Below are 15,317 nucleotides of genomic sequence, written 5' to 3'. Positions count from 1 at the left end.
CTAGTGTCCTGAACCAAAAGTTCGGGGCATTTTAGACCTTCGCAGGCGAGTTGTAAGCGCAGAAGCGTTCGATTGAGCGGAGAATGTCGTCGGCTGATTTGGTCCAATGGAACGGCCTTGGGTCTGCGTTGTGATGGTCGATGAAGGACGTAATCTCGGCACGTAACGCCGCCACGCTGCGATAAATGCCGCGCCTGATCTTGCGCTCTGTGATGAGGGCAAAGAAGCGTTCGACCTGATTGAGCCATGACGAACTTGTCGGCGTCAGATGCACGTGCCAACGCGGCCTCTTTGCCAGCCAGTTGCGGATCAGTAGCGTCTTGTGGGTTGCGTAATTGTCCATGACGAGATGAACGTCCAAATCGTCCGGAACAACGGCTTCGATCTCATCGAGAAATTTGCGGAACTCTTTGGCGCGATGGCGTCCATAGCACTTGCCGATGACCCGGCCGGTTGCGATGTCGAGGGCGGCAAACAACGAGGTGACGCCATGTCGCTTGTAGTCGTGACTGCGTCGCGCCGCCTGACCAGGTCGCATCGGGAACATGGGTTGGCTGCGGTCCAGCGCCTGGATCTGTGACTTCTCGTCGACGCACAGCACGATGGCACGCTCGGGTGGAGCCACGTAGAGGCCGACGACGTCACGCACCTTGGCGACGAAGTCGCGGTCGGTTGAGAGTTTGAAGGTCTCCAGCCGATGCGGCTGCAGGCCGAAGGCGCGCCATATCCGCTGGACTGTTGAGACGGATAGCCCACTGGCCCGCGCCATACCCCGCGAACTCCAGTGGGTAGCGTCGGGCGGCTTTGTCTTAAGGGTGCGGGCAATTACCGCTTCGATCCGGGCGTCCTCGATCGTGCGCGGCGTTCCCGATCGCGGCTCATCCCAAAGACCTTCGAGCCGATGCTCGGCGAAGCGCCGGCGCCACTTGCCGACCGTGTCCTGATCAATACCCAGGCGGGCCGCAACCACCTTGCTTTGTTCGCCTTCAGCGCAGGCCAGGATGATCCGAGCCCGCAGCGCCAAGCCTTGGGCCGTGCTTCGGCGCGAGGCCAACGACCTCAACTCAGTGAGTTCCACCTCATTCAGTTCCAGCGGAGCAAAGCGTCGACCCATAGCCAATCCTCCCCAAAATGCGGAGAGTCCGCCATCTTCGAGTCGATTTGGAGTCCGCTGAACTTCAGATTCGGGACACTAGAGCCCCGTTCCGATTCCATCGGAACGGAAAAGGCTCTAGGCTCCCACCCGCCTCTCAGATGCGGCCAGCGAGCCCCAATTATGCCCCACCCGCTCCGGAATTGCGGCCCATTACGACCCAAGTCTTTAACGAAAACTTGAATCGTAAGCGTCGCGTAAGCGTTGCGTATCACCATCGGGGATGGCCATGTCACACCGTTCAGCAAAATTCATCTCGGCGATCTTCGCCGGCATTTTGGCGGGAACCAGTTTCGCCGCCGTTGCGCAGGATGCCGCCAAGCAAGATGCCGCCAAGGAGAACAACGCGAAAACGGCGGACACCTGCCTGAAGGGTCCAAAAGGGCCTTTGCCGGCAGGCGGTCATTGGTATTACCGCGTCGATCACGCCACCAAACGCAATTGCTGGTACATCGGCGAAGCGAAGAACAAGACCGCGCGCGCCGCGCCGAAGGAATCTTCATCCACGCCTGCAGCATCGGATTCCGCATCGGCGGAGGCGCCCAATCCCGTTTCGCCGCAGCAGAGCATCAATACGCGCAAATCGATCGCCAACGCCCGCGCCGAACTGACCGCGCCGCAAGCACGCGTCGAGGATTTGATCGAGCCGCAGAGCGCGGGTGCCGTGCCCGCTGCTAGAATCGCAAATAGCCAAATTGCGGCCGCACCGGACTCGCCGCCGCCATCGTCCGTCGCGTCGCGCTGGCCGGAATCTTCGGGCGTCAGCCCCTCGAGCGGACCGCGCCTTGCCGCGGCCGAGCCAGCGCAGAGCCTGCAGACTCAAAACCCGCAGACCCAAAGCCTCCAGACCCAGAACCTTCAAACCCAGAACCTTCAAACCCAGAGCCTTCAAACCAATCCCGCAGCGGCGCCGCAGCCCGCCATCGCGCCGGTCGCGCTCGCTGCCGCGGATTCATCGCAGGAAAGACGGTCGGCATCGATGCAGATGCTGCTGCTGGTGATGGCCGGTGCGCTGGCGCTGGCAGGCATCACGGCAAGTCTGGTTTACCGGTTCGGCCGCGCACAGGCGATCCCGCTGGAAGCGCGCGGTGATCGCCGTGCGATCTGGGACTCGATCCCGACCGAACGGACGTCGCCATCGATGTTCCCGGACGAGACGCCGATCTGGCGCAGCAATACTCCCCGCGACGTTCCCCGCGATCCGCGCGCGCCCGACGATCCGGAGCGGCGGGTAACGGAGATGCTGTCGCGATTGGCGCGCAGTGCGCATACGTAAGGCCGGGCTTAGCGTAACCCCGGCACGGACCAGGCCTGCGATCGCAGTCGGGATTATTTTTCGAGCTGGCGCTGCAGGCCGCGAACGAATTCCGTCAGTCCGGTGCGGCGCTCGCGCTTGAGCCGCTCGGCCTTGAGGATCGACTGCACCTCGGCGAAGGCATGTTCGACGTCCTGGTTGATGACGATGTAGTCGTATTCCGCCCAATGGCTCAGTTCGTGGGTGGCGCGGTTCATCCTACCGCGAATGACCTCGTCTGAATCCTGGGCGCGGGTGTGCAGGCGCTTTTCAAGGTCGGCAGCCGACGGCGGCAGGATGAACACGCTGACCACGTCGGCGCGGGCTTTCTCGCGCAATTGTTGCGTGCCCTGCCAGTCGATATCGAACAGCACGTCCTGCCCGGCCGACAGCGCGGCCTCGACCGGCGCGCGCGGCGTTCCATAGCGATTGTCGAACACGGTGGCCCATTCGAGCAATTCGCCATTCTTGGCCATTGCTTCGAATTTCGGTTTGTCGACGAAGAAATAGTCGCGCCCGTCGACCTCTCCCGGCCGCATCGGCCGCGTGGTCGCCGACACCGACATCTTTAGACCAGGCATCTTGTCGATCAGCATCCGCGACAGCGTGGTCTTGCCCGCGCCGGATGGCGAGGACAGCACGAACATCAGTCCGCGCCGCTCAACCCCGTCGAAACCACCAGCCGTCATCGCTCACTCCAGATTCTGGACCTGCTCGCGGAACTGCTCCACCACGTTTTTCATCTCGAGCCCGGTATTGGTCAACTCCAGATCGTTCGATTTCGAGCAGCAGGTGTTGACCTCGCGGTTGAACTCCTGGGCGAGAAAATCCAGCCGGCGCCCCACCGGGCCGCCCTTGCCGATCATCTCGCGGGCCTGGGCGATGTGGGAGGCGATGCGGTCGAGCTCCTCGCGGATGTCGGCCCTGGCCGCGATCATGATCGCTTCCTGATTGAGCCGGTCAGGATCGAAACGATCTGACGTTTCCAGCAGCGCCGCGACCTGTTCGGCCAAACGCGCCCTGATCGCCTCGGGCTTGCGGCCGGGCGCGGCCTCGGCCCTCTTCGCGAGATTGTCGATCTCATCCATGCGCTGGTTGAGAATCTGCCCGAGCGTGACGCCCTCGCGGCGGCGCATCTCGACCAGATTGGCCAGCGCCTGCTCGAAGGCCAGCGCCGCGGCGTCCTTGGCCGCCTTGTCTTCGGCCTCATCGCTTTCGGGTTCGACCATCTCGATGACGCCCTTGATGCCGAGCAGACCGTCGATGCTGGGCGCCACCGCGTCGATCTTGCCGGCGAGCACACCCGCCACCTTTACGATCGAGTTGAGCACGTCCTCATTGATGCGGATGGTCGAGACCGCGTTGGCACGCTTGACGTTGAGATTGGCGTAGACCGTGCCCCGCGACAGCACCTCGCCGGCGCGCTTCTTGGCGAAAGCCTCGAGTTCGTCCCATCCGGGCGGCAGCCGCAACCGCAGGTCAAAGCCCTTGGCGTTGACCGACTTCAGTTCCCATTCGAACGTGTACGGACCGCTGGCGCCGTTGCTCCGGGCAAAACCGGTCATGCTCGATAGCGCCATCGCGTAAAACTTTCCGAAAACAGGGAGATGCGAGACTCGGGGTGCGGCGCGAGCTTAAAACGAATTCACGCCTGATGGAATTGACTTAGCGCTGAACCACCGGCGCCGTGGTGGTCGATTGCGCCGCGCCCTGGCGGGCGCCGGGGGCAGCCGCAGGCGCCGCCGGACGTGCGGGCTGTCTCTTCGTCCCCGTTGGCCTCGGCGTCGTCGCCGTCGGGTTGGTGTCGGCCGCCGGCGCGCCTGCCGCTGCAGGAACTGCGGCCTCTTCGGCCGGTTCGACCGTGTCGTTCTGGATCTGCTTTTCCAGCACCCGCAGCTTGGCGACGTTCTTCTGGTGCTGGTCGTAGGTTTCGGTAAAGGTATGTCCGCCGCTACCATCGGCGACGAAGAACAGGTCGCGGGTCCGCGCCGGGTTGGCGACCGCCTCAAGCGAGGCGCGGCCGGGATTGGCGATCGGGCCCGGCGGCAAGCCCTCGATCACATAGGTGTTGTAGGGCGACGGCTGGGTGATCTCGGAGCGCTTGATCGGCCGGCCCAGCGTACCCTTGCCGCCCACCAGCCCGTAGATGATGGTCGGATCGGACTGCAGCTTCATCTTCTGTCGCAGCCGGTTGGTGAAGACAGCGGCGACCCGGCTGCGCTCGTCGGCCCGGCCGGTTTCCTTCTCGACGATCGAGGCAAGCGTAATCAACGCCTCCGGCGACCTGACCGGAATGTCCGGATTGCGGCGTTCCCAGATTTCCGCAAGCACCCGCTTCTGGGTCTGCTGCATGCGCTGGACCACTTGTTCGCGGCTGGTGCCGCGCGGGAATTTATAGGTTTCCGGCAACAGCGTGCCCTCGCGCGGCATTTCCTTCAGCGAGCCCGAGAACAGGTCGTTGTCGGTGAGGCGCGCCACGATCTGCTCGGAGGTCAGGCCTTCGGGAATGGTGACGCCATGCTGCACCACCTTGCCTTCGACGATGGTGGCGATGACATCGCGCAGGCTGGCGCGCTTCTGGAACGAATATTCGCCTGGCTTGAGATCGGAACTCGCCTTCAGCGCAAACACGCTGCCGATGAACAGCCACGGATTGACGTTGATCACGCCCTCGCGCTGCAGCGCGTCGGCGATGTCCCTTTTGCCGGCGCGTGCCGGAATATTGACGATCTTGTCTTCCTGCAGCGGACCCGGCGTCTCCAAAAGCTGGCGGCCGTAATAATACGCCGTGCCCGCGCCGATCATCAAAATGATCAAAATGGTGATGATGGCATTGCCGATCACGACAAACGGATTGCGGGCACGCTCGGACCGCTTCGGCGGCGGCGGTACCTGCTCGGGCTCCAGCGCAGCGCGCGGGCTCCGGGGGGAAATGGGCGGCCTTTCACTCATCGATGCAACCTGAATCCTGCCGGTTCAATCGTGGCCTGACAAACCCCTGCCCGGCCAATAGCATACGCCCACGCCTAGGAGTCATCGCCGAATACGGCAAAACGGTGGAGTCGCTCTAAACACTTGCTAACTAACTACGCGCCGAACGATGACGGAGGCGTTGGTACCCCCGAAACCGAAAGAATTCGACAGCGCGACATTGATCTCGCGTTCGCGCGCCGTTTGAGGCACGAGATCGATCGCCGTCTCCACCGACGGATTTTCCAGATTGATGGTGGGCGGGGCGATGTTGTCGCGAATCGCAAGGATGCTGAAAATCGCCTCGATCGCGCCGGCCGCGCCGAGCAGATGCCCGGTCGACGACTTGGTCGATGACATCGACACCTTGGACGTTGCATTGCCGAGCAACCGCTCCACCGCGCCGAGCTCGATCTCGTCGCCGATCTGCGTCGAGGTGCCGTGCGCGTTGATGTAGTCGATATCGGAAGCGCTGATTCCAGCGCGCTTCAACGCCGCACTCATGCTGCGGAAGGCACCATCGCCGTCCGGCGCCGGCGAGGTGATGTGATAGGCGTCGCCGGACAGGCCGTAGCCGATCACCTCGGCGTAGATTTTCGCGCCGCGCTTTTTGGCGTGCTCATATTCCTCGAGCACCACGATGCCGGCGCCCTCGCCCATCACGAAGCCGTCGCGATCCTTGTCGTAGGGACGCGAAGCCCGTTCCGGCGTGTCGTTGAAGGCGGTCGAGAGCGCGCGCGCCGCGCAGAAGCCCGCCATCGCCAGCCGGCAGATCGGCGATTCGGTTCCGCCCGCCACCATCACCTCGGCATCGCCGAGCGCGATCAGGCGGCTGGCGTCGCCGATCGCGTGCGCGCCGGTCGAACATGCGGTGACGACGGAATGGTTAGGTCCCTTGAGGCCATGCTCGATCGAGACGTAGCCGGAAGCGAGATTGATCAGCCGCCCTGGAATGAAGAACGGCGAGACCTTGCGCGGCCCGCGCTCCTTGAGCAGCAGCGCGGTATCGGCGATGCCGGACAGGCCGCCGATTCCGGACCCGATCAGGGTGCCGGTCGCGCATTTGTCTTCTTCGCTCTCGGGATGCCAATCGGCGTCGTCGAGCGCCTGGCGCGCGGCGGCCATCGCAAAGATGATGAAATCATCGACCTTGCGCTGGTCCTTTGGCTCCATCCACTGGTCCGGATTGAAGGTGCCGCCGCTCCCGTCGCCGCGTGGAATCACGCAGGCGATCTGGCTGGAGAGATCGGCAACTTCGAAGGTCTCGATTCGCCTGGCGCCACTCCGGCCAGCGAGGATACGCGTCCACGTTGCGTCAACGCCGCAGCCGAGTGGCGTAACCATGCCCAGCCCCGTGACGACAACCCGCCTCATATCAAAAACTCCGGCCCGAAACTGGCGGTCCATAACAAGAAACCGGGGGACCGTTCGACAACGGCCCGTCCGGCTCTATGCGCACCGCGCGGGGGCGTCAGCTTTTCGCGTTCTTTTCGAGAAATTTTGTCGCGTCGCCGACGGTCAAAATCGTTTCCGCGGCGTCGTCGGGAATCTCGCAACCGAACTCTTCTTCAAATGCCATCACAAGCTCGACGGTGTCGAGGCTGTCAGCGCCAAGGTCATCGATGAAACTTGCCGCATCGACCACCTTCTCGGGTTCAACACCGAGGTGCTCGACCACAATCTTCTTAACCCGCTCGCCAATCTCACTCATCGTTCAACCTCGTGCTTGTTCCATTGGACCCGACCCCAAGATACCGCAAGACGATACGAGCCATCGTGGTCGTTAAACTTCCTTCGCAATCGCGCATAGTCTTGATTCGGCACGGTGGTAGCCGATAAAGGCCCGGCGAACGGCAGGCGTCGCCACGCCAATATACAGGGTTTCAAAATCCTGCAATGGCCTTGTTTGCCCATCCGTCGGTGGTTCGGTTATCATACTTCCCTACCGTTGACTACAAGCCCTCGCCCGGCCCCCCGAAACCGCCTTTGATCGCATCGATCGGGCCGTTAACCGGCTCAAATCATGGCCATTCCGCCGTTGACGTGGATGGTTTGCCCGGTGACGTAAGCCGCCTCGTTCGAACTGAGATAAACCGCCGCCGCGGCGATGTCCTCGGGCGTTCCCAGCCGTGCTGCAGGAACCTTCGACAGGATGGTCTCGCGCTGCTTGTCGTTGAGCGCATCCGTCATCGGTGTCTTGATGAATCCGGGCGCGATGCAATTGGCGGTCACGTTGCGCTTGGCGTACTCGGCGCCCAGCGTCTTGATCAGGCCGATGATTCCCGCCTTCGACGCGGTGTAATTGGCCTGTCCGGGATTGCCGGTCACACCGACGATCGAGGTGATGGCAATGATACGGCCGAACCGCTTGCGCATCATCAATTTGGTCGCGGCGCGCGCCAGGCGGAACGTCGCCGTCAGGTTGACGTTGATGACGTCGTCCCAATCCTCGTCGCGCAATTGCACGAACAGGTTGTCGCGGGTGATGCCTGCGTTGGCGATCAGGATATCGACCTGCCCCATCGCCGCTTCCGCCGCGGGCACCAGGGCCTCGACTTCCGCGCTGTCGGAAAGATTGCACGGCAGCACGTGAACGCGCTCGCCGAGCTTGGTGGCGAAGGCATCCAGCACCTCGCGGCGCGTGCCCGAAATCGCCACCGTCGCGCCCTGCGCATGCAGTGCCTGCGCGATGGCGTTGCCAATACCGCCGGTCGCGCCGGTCACCAGCGCCGTCCTGCCCGTCAAATCGAACATCGAAATCTCCTTGTTCGGCAAGCTTACTTCGAAGCCGCCAATGCGTCCTTGGCGGTGGCAATATCGCCGGGCCCGCCGACGGAAACGCCAACGGCACCGTCGGCGATGCGCTTGACCAGCCCGCTCAGCACCTTGCCGGCGCCGATCTCGAAAAACCGCGTGACACCGTGGCCCGCCATATAGGCGACCGACTCGCGCCAGCGCACGGTGCCGGTGACCTGCTCGATCAGGCGGCGCCTGATCTCATCGGGATCCGTGATCGGCGCGGCCAGCACGTTCGACACCAGCGGCGAAGCCGGCGCCTTGATCGTCACATCGGCCAGCGCCTTCGCCATGGCGTCGGCCGCGGGCTGCATCAGCTTGCAATGGAACGGCGCGGACACCGGCAGCAGCATCGCGCGCTTGGCGCCCTTGGTCTTTGCAATTTCAAGCGCGCGTTCGACCGCGGCCTTGTCGCCGGAGACCACCACCTGCCCGCCGCCATTGTCATTGGCGGCCTGGCAGACCTGGCCTTGCGCCGCTTCAGCCGCGACAGCCACCGCCGCCTCGTAGTCCAGACCCAGCAGCGCGGCCATGGCGCCGACGCCGACCGGCACGGCCTTTTGCATCGCAAGGCCGCGGGTGCGCAACAGGCGCGCGGTATCGCTGAGGCTGAGGCTGCCGGCCGCGGCCAGCGCCGAATATTCGCCGAGCGAGTGACCGGCCACGAATGCCGCATCCCGCCCGACCGAGAAGCCGGCCTCGGTCTCCAGCACGCGCAAGGTCGCGATAGACACTGCCATCAGCGCCGGCTGGGCATTTTCGGTGAGCTGGAGGGTTTCGGCAGGCCCCTCCCAGATGATCGCGGTCAGCTTTTCGCCGAGCGCCGCATCGACCTCGTCGAATACCGCCCGCGCGGCCGGAAAGGCGTCCGCCAGGGCCTTGCCCATGCCCACGGCCTGCGACCCCTGGCCCGGAAAGGTGAATGCTGCGGTCATTTTGACTGAAAACTCCTTCAAGTGCAGCCGTAAGACACCGGCTTTCGCCGCCCTGTCAAGCCGGACGGAGCGTGCATCGCACAAGCAATCGCGGTGCAAAATTGGTTACGCCGCCCGGAACCTCGCCGCGGCGCTTGCCGGCATCATCGCAGATATCGATCAACCCAGCTATTTCGGCACCGGAGCAGTTCCTGCTGCCTTGAGCGCCCTGTAACAAGCGTGTAACGGCGCGAGCGGAAACGGATGCCGCGCAAGCCCCGCAATCGCCGAGCCCGGCCAAGTCCTGCTCATAAGTCGTGCTCATAAGTCCTGCCCATAAGTCTTACCCAGGTGATCTCTTGAGTCCTGAACCTTCTGCGAAACCCGTGGCGTCCAGCTCGTTCGCGGCCATGAAGTCGCAGCCCTATCGGGCCCAGTTCATCGCTTACGTGCTGGCCATGATGGCTGACAATGTCGAGCACGTGATCAGCTACTGGGTGGTGTTCCAGAAATTCCATTCGCCGGCGCTGGCGGGCTTTGCGGTGCTGTCGCACTGGCTGCCCTTTCTGTTGTTTTCCGTCGCCGTCGGCGGTCTCGCTGACCGGTTCGATCCACGCCGCATCATTCAGTGCGGCATGCTGCTCTTCATCGTGGCGTCGGCGGGATGGGGAATTTTCTTCATCACCGACACGCTGCAAATGTGGCACGCGATGCTGCTCCTGGTCATCCACGGCTGCGCCGGCGTGCTGTGGCAGACGCCGAACCAGCTGCTGCTTTACGATATCGTCGGCCCCGCCGACCTGCCGAGCGCGGTGCGGCTGAACGCAATGGCGCGCTATCTGGGAATCCTGGTCGGTCCGGCCGCGGGCGGCGTGATCATGCTGGCACTCGGCCCATCCCACGGCATCATTCTCAACACGCTGTTCTATCTCCCAATGCTGCTCTGGCTGTTCTGGGCGCCGATCAGCGCCCAGGGCGCAGTGGCAAAGCGCCTCGCCGTCCGCGGCCTTGCCGACATCGTGCAGACCATCCGCGTCATCGGCACCTACCCTGTCCTGATCTCGATGACGCTGCTCGCCGGGCTGACCTCCTTCATGATCGGCAACGCCTATCACGCCCAGATGCCGGGCTTTGCCATCGATCTCGGCCACGGCGACCCCGGCGTGGCCTACAGCGTGCTGCTGGCCGCCGACGCCGCCGGCGCGCTGCTTGCGGGCATCGCGCTGGAAGCGTGGGGGCGGCTCAGAGCGACGCCTCAGACGGCCATCGTCCTTGCCATTCTATGGGCGTTGTCGCTGCTCGCGTTCGCGTCGGTCGGGATCTATTCGCTGGCGATCGCGCTGCTGTTCGCCGCAGGATTCTTCGAACTGTCGTTCAACACGATGGCGCAGACCATGGTGCAGTTGAATGCCCCCGCCGACATTCGCGGCCGCGTCGTCGGCCTGTTCAACATGGCCGGGCTCGGCATGCGGGCCTTCAGCGGCATCACCGTGGGCCTGTTCGGCGCGGCGATCGGCATTCACTGGTCGCTCGGCCTGTCGGCCGCGGTGCTGTTGGCGTTTCTGTTCGTGCTGTTTCGCCGCGCCAATGAGCAAGCCGGCCGAACACGCGTTAGCGGCGGCTAGAAGCCGCCGGCCTTCTGATCGCCGCCGACCTCCGCCCCGGCCCGCGCACGACGCGCGCTGCTCACAAGCTGGCCCGGACGATCCTGCTGGTTCGGCTTTGCGGTCGCTAGGCGCAGCACCGCAGCATAGTTCGGCTGCACCTCCATGCGGTCGGCATGCCGGCTTTGGCTGAGAATGCTGTGGACGCGCGGCAGGTTGTAGCAGGGCACGTAGAACAGCAGATGATGCTCGAGATGATAGTTCACGTAATAGGGCGCAATGAACAGCCGCTCGAGAAAGCCGGCATGCGTGGTGCGGGTATTGCGCAAGGGATCGCTGCTGTCGGGCACCACGGCATGCTCGGCGATATTGCGGATGCGGGTGATCACCATCTGCCAGGTGAAGAGCGGCAGCAGCCATAACAGCGGATAGGCCCACCACACGCCGGCAGCGGCAAGGCCTGCGAACATCACCGCATTGACCGCGAATTGCGGGCCGAGCTTTTCCCAGAAATGCGCTACGCGCTGCGTCAGCGGCCATTCGCGAGGTCCCAGCGCGTTGAGCAATTGCGCCTTGCGCTGCTGATAGCCGGTCTGCCCGGTGATATCGCGCAGGAATTTGCGGCGATAGCTCATCGTCGTAATCGGAAACGGCGCCGACAGGATGAGATCGGGATCGTCGTCCTGCTGGGTGCGCGCATGATGCTGCAGATGATAGCGGCGATAGGCGCGGGTCTCGGCAAAGACCGGATAGGCGCAGAACCACTGGCCCAGGGTCAGATTGGTTTTCTCGTCGGGCGAAAGGCAGCCATGGGCGCCGTCATGCATCAGGATCGCGAGCCCGAGCTGGCGCGAGCCGATGATGCCGACCGCCAGCAGAAAGGTCAGCGGATTGGGCCACCAGGCCACCAGCGCGATCGAGCCAATGATCAATACCCAGGCATGAACGATCAGGGCAACGCCTTTCCAGGTCGAGCGCCGGCGCACGGCGATCAATTCATCCTCGGACAGGAAATCACGGGCACGCATGCGAAGCGCGGTCATGACGATGTCTCCCCTTCGGGTGAATCTGAAGCTGATGTGGGATTGCCGACGAGGCGCAGGCGGCCGCCGTCGCCGGTCGATGTCGTCGTCGCCTGCTCGCCCAGCACGCGCAGCATCTCTGCGGATAATTCTTCGGCCGAACGGCCCATGGCATAGCCCTCGACCATCACGCCGATCGCGACCGCCCAGAATCGCCGCGAGGTCGCGTCGGGATCGCGCAGCGTGGTCCAGCCATGCCGTTCGATCTGGTTCGAATAGGCGCGCAGGCCCTCGCCGTGCAGCCGTTCGATGGTGCGCTCCACCAGCGGCGCGAGATCCTGGCGGCGGCGCGTCAGCGTCAGAGCCTCGGCAAAGAAGGCGACCGAATCCGTTGATGTCACGCTCTCGACCAGCGCGCGCGTGTAGTCGCGCGGCGTGTGCGCCGACAACGCCGCCTGCTCGGCCGCACGGGCGACATAGAGCATGTCGCGGCAGGCGGCCTCGACGAACAGCGCTTCCTTGGTGCGGAAATAATAGGTGATCTGGCTCGGAAACGCGTCGGCAGCGGCAGCGATATCCGAGATCGAGGTGCCGGAAAGGCCACGCTCTTTGAACAGGCGGCTGGCGCCATCCAGCAGGCGGGAACGCATCTGGCGTCCGGCGGAACGCGTGGCGCGGACGGCGTGCTTGGGGTCGCCGGCCAGTGCCTGAGCGGTTTCGACGGACTCGGAAACCATTTTGGGAGCCATTTTGCCCTCTCGTCTTTTATTTGTATGATATACAAACAAATATGTCAATTGGGCCCTTGGAGGCGGAGGTCGGCCATGGCATCAACCGGGCCAAAATCCCGCATCAACGCTTGCCAGCGGGCTCAAAATCTCTATAAACCGCGCATCCGTGGATCCCGGCCGGGAGCTGAACGGACGGTCTCAGCAATCTCACCTTTCGGCGATGTTGATGTGGCAGGGCCAGTTGGCCCGTCGTCCCGTGCTTCCGCCTTCTGAGCATTATCGAGTCCTTTCCGAAGGTCTCGAAGGGCTTGCCGCCGGGAACCGCGCCAACACAGGAAAGGACACCCATGCCTCTTTATGAGCATGTTTTTCTCGCGCGTCAGGATGCGAGCACCCAGCAGGTCGAAGAGCTGACCACCCAGATGACGGGCATCGTCGAAGGGCTCGGCGGCAAGATCACCAAGACCGAGAACTGGGGCGTGCGCTCCCTCACCTATCGCATGAACAAGAATCGCAAAGCACATTTCGTGCTGATGAACATCGATGCGCCCTCCGCTGCGGTCACCGAGATCGAGCGGCAGGAGCGGATCAGCGAAGACGTCATCCGCTATCTCACCGTCCGCGTCGAAGAGCACGAGGAAGGTCCCTCTGCCATGATGCGCAAGGCCGATCGCGATCGCGAACGCGACGACCGTGGCGGTGGTTTCCGGGGTGACCGCGAAGGCGGTTTCCGTGGCGATCGCGAAGGCGGTGGCTTCCGTGGCGACCGCGGGCCGCGCCGTCCGCGCGATGAAGACGCAGCGGTAGAGGAGTAAGAATCATGGCTGAAGCTGGTGCACGCCGTCCGTTTTTCCGCCGCCGCAAGACCTGCCCGTTCACGGGTCCGAACGCGCCGAAGATCGACTACAAGGATTCCAAGCTGCTGATGCGTTACGTTTCCGAGCGCGGCAAGATCGTGCCGAGCCGCATCACCGCCGTCTCCGCCAAGAAGCAGCGTGAACTCGCCCGCGCCATCAAGCGCTCGCGGTTCCTCGGCCTCTTGCCCTACGTTATTCGCTAAGACGATTTCGATCGGCGGCATCCGTGCCGCCGATCGCGACTTTTCATAAGGCTTCCGGGTCGTCCGGTCGCCGATGGTTGGGGTCCAAAGACCTCTAACCGCTCGAAGGGAGCGGGACAGCTGATGATCGTGATCATACTCATTGCGCTTGCGGCCGGCTCTGCGTCGGCGCTGATGTTCGCCTCGATCATCTCGGGCGCGTTGATCTCATTGCTGTTGTTCTATCTGGCCCCGCTGCCGCTGATGGTGGCCGCCCTTGGATGGGGACCGCTTGCGGCAACGATCGGCGGCATCGCCGCGGCTTCGGGCCTCGGGCTGATGTTCGGCCTGCCCTACTGCATCGCCTTTGTCGTCACCGTCGCCCTGCCCGCCTGGTGGCTCGGCCATCTCGCGCTGCTCGGACGGCCGCTGCCCGCCGAGGAAGCAGGCAATGGCGCGTCGCCTGCCGCGCCTGCCATGGAATGGTATCCGGTCGGCCGCATTCTGCTGTGGATTGCAGGCTTTGCCATGCTGACCACGATCACCGCCATGCTGACGCTCGGCAGCGACGCCGATGCGATTACGGCGGCACTGAAACGCGGCCTGCTGCGAATTCTGACGCCCCGCAATGCCGCGCCATCAGGCGACACCGAGCGGTGGGTTAGCGCGCTCGCAATCATCGCGCCGCCGGCGGCCGCGATCGTCGCCATGATGACGCTGACCCTCAATCTCTGGCTCGCCGGCAAAATCACCGCGACCTCCGGCCGCCTGCACCGGCCGTGGCCGGATTTGAAGGCCGCCGAATTACCGCCGATGACGCTGGTCGCGTTGTCGGTCGCACTGGCGTTCTGTTTCGTCGGCGGGCTTCCCGCATTGTTCGCGCAGATCACAGCGACAGCACTGCTGATGGCTTACGCCATCACCGGCTTTGCCGTGCTGCACACGCTGACACTGGCGCTGAACGGCCGCGCGTTCTGGCTGTCCTGCGCCTACGCCGTCGTCGTGGTGTTCGGCTGGCCGGTACTGGCGATGGTCGTGCTTGGCCTCGCCGACGCCGTCTTCGGATTTCGCCAACGCTTTATGCGCGGCAGACCGCCGCCGGTGCCTGCAGCGTAACCATTCCACCCATCCACTCGAACCACATCACCACTTCAAAAGGAGAACGAATATGGAAGTCATTTTGCTGGAACGCGTCGCCAAGCTCGGCCAGATGGGCGAAGTCGTCAAAGTCAGGGACGGATTTGCCCGCAACTTTCTGCTCAAGCGCGGCAAGGCGCTGCGCGCCACCGCGGACAATCGCTCCAAGTTCGACGGCATGAAGGCCGAACTCGAGGCCAACAACCTCAAGGCCAAGGGCGAAGCGACCAAGGTCGCGGAGAAGATCAACGACCGCAACGTGGTCGTGCTGCGCCAGGCCTCCGAAACCGGCCAATTGTTCGGTTCGGTCAGCGTGCGCGACATCATCGCTTCCTTCGAAGCCGACGGCGTCACCATCAGCCGCAGCCAGGTCATGCTGGACGCGCCGATCAAGACCATCGGCAAGCACTCGATCGCGATCGCCGTGCACCCCGAAGTCGAAGTCAGCGTCAGCGTCACGGTTGCACGCAGCGCCGATGAAGCCGAGCGCATCAACCGCGGCGAGGACATCTCGAGCCGTCAGGAAGATCAGGACGCCGCCGCCGAGGCGCTGGCCGCCGCCGGCGAGTTCTTCGATCCGGAAGCCCAGCACGACGACGAAGCGCCGGCACCGGCTGCGACCGAGAAGTAACGCGCGCTTCTCTTTATCGCGCCTCT

Annotated in this window: 16 protein-coding genes; 6 read left to right on the top strand and 10 right to left on the bottom strand. The window is 63.7% G+C overall.

Features of this window, described 5'->3' with window-relative positions:
* Positions 1 to 31: 31 nt before the first annotated feature.
* On the bottom strand, positions 32 to 1,114 hold the full coding sequence (locus tag JQ629_RS12865; protein ID WP_212412980.1) for an IS630 family transposase: 1,083 nt from the start codon (positions 1,112 to 1,114) through the stop codon (positions 32 to 34).
* Between the two features lie 268 nt (positions 1,115 to 1,382).
* Here JQ629_RS12865 and JQ629_RS12860 point away from each other — a divergent pair, with 268 nt between their 5' ends.
* Complete coding sequence (locus tag JQ629_RS12860) at positions 1,383 to 2,429, top strand: hypothetical protein (RefSeq protein WP_212412979.1); 1,047 nt, start codon at positions 1,383 to 1,385, stop codon at positions 2,427 to 2,429.
* A 53-nt stretch (positions 2,430 to 2,482) separates the two neighbouring features.
* Here JQ629_RS12860 and gmk read toward each other — a convergent pair whose 3' ends face one another.
* The 7 genes from gmk to fabD all read right to left on the bottom strand — a co-directional run bounded on the left by gmk (position 2,483) and on the right by fabD (position 9,148).
* The gene (gene gmk / locus JQ629_RS12855; RefSeq protein ID WP_212412978.1) at positions 2,483 to 3,136 is read right to left on the bottom strand and encodes a guanylate kinase; all 654 of its coding nucleotides are present in this window, start codon (positions 3,134 to 3,136) and stop codon (positions 2,483 to 2,485) included.
* Between the two features lie 3 nt (positions 3,137 to 3,139).
* The gene (locus tag JQ629_RS12850; protein ID WP_212412977.1) at positions 3,140 to 4,027 is read right to left on the bottom strand and encodes a YicC/YloC family endoribonuclease; all 888 of its coding nucleotides are present in this window, start codon (positions 4,025 to 4,027) and stop codon (positions 3,140 to 3,142) included.
* Between the two features lie 85 nt (positions 4,028 to 4,112).
* On the bottom strand, positions 4,113 to 5,399 hold the full coding sequence (mltG, locus tag JQ629_RS12845) for an endolytic transglycosylase MltG (protein ID WP_212412976.1): 1,287 nt from the start codon (positions 5,397 to 5,399) through the stop codon (positions 4,113 to 4,115).
* Positions 5,400 to 5,525: 126 nt separating this feature from the next.
* Positions 5,526 to 6,791 carry a beta-ketoacyl-ACP synthase II gene (gene fabF / locus JQ629_RS12840; RefSeq protein WP_212412975.1) on the bottom strand — a complete coding sequence of 422 codons (1,266 nt, stop codon included), beginning with the start codon at positions 6,789 to 6,791 and terminating at the stop codon, positions 5,526 to 5,528.
* Between the two features lie 97 nt (positions 6,792 to 6,888).
* Entirely contained in the window at positions 6,889 to 7,128 is a 240-nt protein-coding gene (locus tag JQ629_RS12835; RefSeq protein WP_006020277.1) for an acyl carrier protein, read from the bottom strand.
* 305 nt (positions 7,129 to 7,433) lie between these two features.
* Positions 7,434 to 8,171 carry a 3-oxoacyl-[acyl-carrier-protein] reductase gene (fabG, locus tag JQ629_RS12830; RefSeq protein ID WP_212264801.1) on the bottom strand — a complete coding sequence of 246 codons (738 nt, stop codon included), beginning with the start codon at positions 8,169 to 8,171 and terminating at the stop codon, positions 7,434 to 7,436.
* 23 nt (positions 8,172 to 8,194) lie between these two features.
* Positions 8,195 to 9,148 carry an ACP S-malonyltransferase gene (gene fabD / locus JQ629_RS12825; RefSeq protein ID WP_212412974.1) on the bottom strand — a complete coding sequence of 318 codons (954 nt, stop codon included), beginning with the start codon at positions 9,146 to 9,148 and terminating at the stop codon, positions 8,195 to 8,197.
* A gap of 365 nt (positions 9,149 to 9,513) precedes the next feature.
* Between fabD and JQ629_RS12820 the strand changes: the two genes are divergently transcribed.
* A complete protein-coding gene (locus tag JQ629_RS12820; protein ID WP_349631256.1) occupies positions 9,514 to 10,752 on the top strand; it encodes an MFS transporter in 1,239 nt (412 codons plus the stop codon).
* Here JQ629_RS12820 and JQ629_RS12815 read toward each other — a convergent pair.
* Entirely contained in the window at positions 10,749 to 11,774 is a 1,026-nt protein-coding gene (locus tag JQ629_RS12815) for a fatty acid desaturase family protein (RefSeq protein ID WP_212412973.1), read from the bottom strand. The genes JQ629_RS12820 and JQ629_RS12815 overlap by 4 nt on opposite strands.
* Positions 11,771 to 12,502: a TetR/AcrR family transcriptional regulator C-terminal domain-containing protein gene (locus JQ629_RS12810; RefSeq protein ID WP_212412972.1), complete on the bottom strand. Its 732-nt coding sequence runs from the start codon at positions 12,500 to 12,502 to the stop codon at positions 11,771 to 11,773. Before JQ629_RS12810 ends, JQ629_RS12815 begins: the two co-directional genes overlap by 4 nt.
* A gap of 329 nt (positions 12,503 to 12,831) precedes the next feature.
* On the opposite strand from JQ629_RS12810, the gene rpsF reads away from it, so the two are divergent.
* The 4 genes from rpsF (at position 12,832) to rplI (ending at position 15,291) form a co-directional block, all read left to right on the top strand.
* The gene (gene rpsF, locus JQ629_RS12805; RefSeq protein ID WP_192740693.1) at positions 12,832 to 13,299 is read left to right on the top strand and encodes a 30S ribosomal protein S6; all 468 of its coding nucleotides are present in this window, start codon (positions 12,832 to 12,834) and stop codon (positions 13,297 to 13,299) included.
* Between the two features lie 5 nt (positions 13,300 to 13,304).
* Positions 13,305 to 13,544 (top strand): 30S ribosomal protein S18, encoded by a 240-nt coding sequence (rpsR, locus tag JQ629_RS12800; RefSeq protein ID WP_002711478.1) that lies wholly within the window; start codon positions 13,305 to 13,307, stop codon positions 13,542 to 13,544.
* Between the two features lie 123 nt (positions 13,545 to 13,667).
* Positions 13,668 to 14,639, top strand: coding sequence for a hypothetical protein (locus tag JQ629_RS12795; protein WP_212412971.1), 972 nt, complete (start codon positions 13,668 to 13,670; stop codon positions 14,637 to 14,639).
* Between the two features lie 52 nt (positions 14,640 to 14,691).
* A complete protein-coding gene (gene rplI / locus JQ629_RS12790; protein WP_212388584.1) occupies positions 14,692 to 15,291 on the top strand; it encodes a 50S ribosomal protein L9 in 600 nt (199 codons plus the stop codon).
* Positions 15,292 to 15,317: the final 26 nt, after the last annotated feature.

It is taken from the genome of Bradyrhizobium sp. AUGA SZCCT0222, assembly GCF_018130205.1.
Taxonomy (GTDB): Bacteria; Pseudomonadota; Alphaproteobacteria; order Rhizobiales; family Xanthobacteraceae; genus Bradyrhizobium.
The sequence above is the reverse complement of the archived record's forward strand: the minus strand, read 5'-3'. Positions and strand labels throughout refer to the sequence as shown.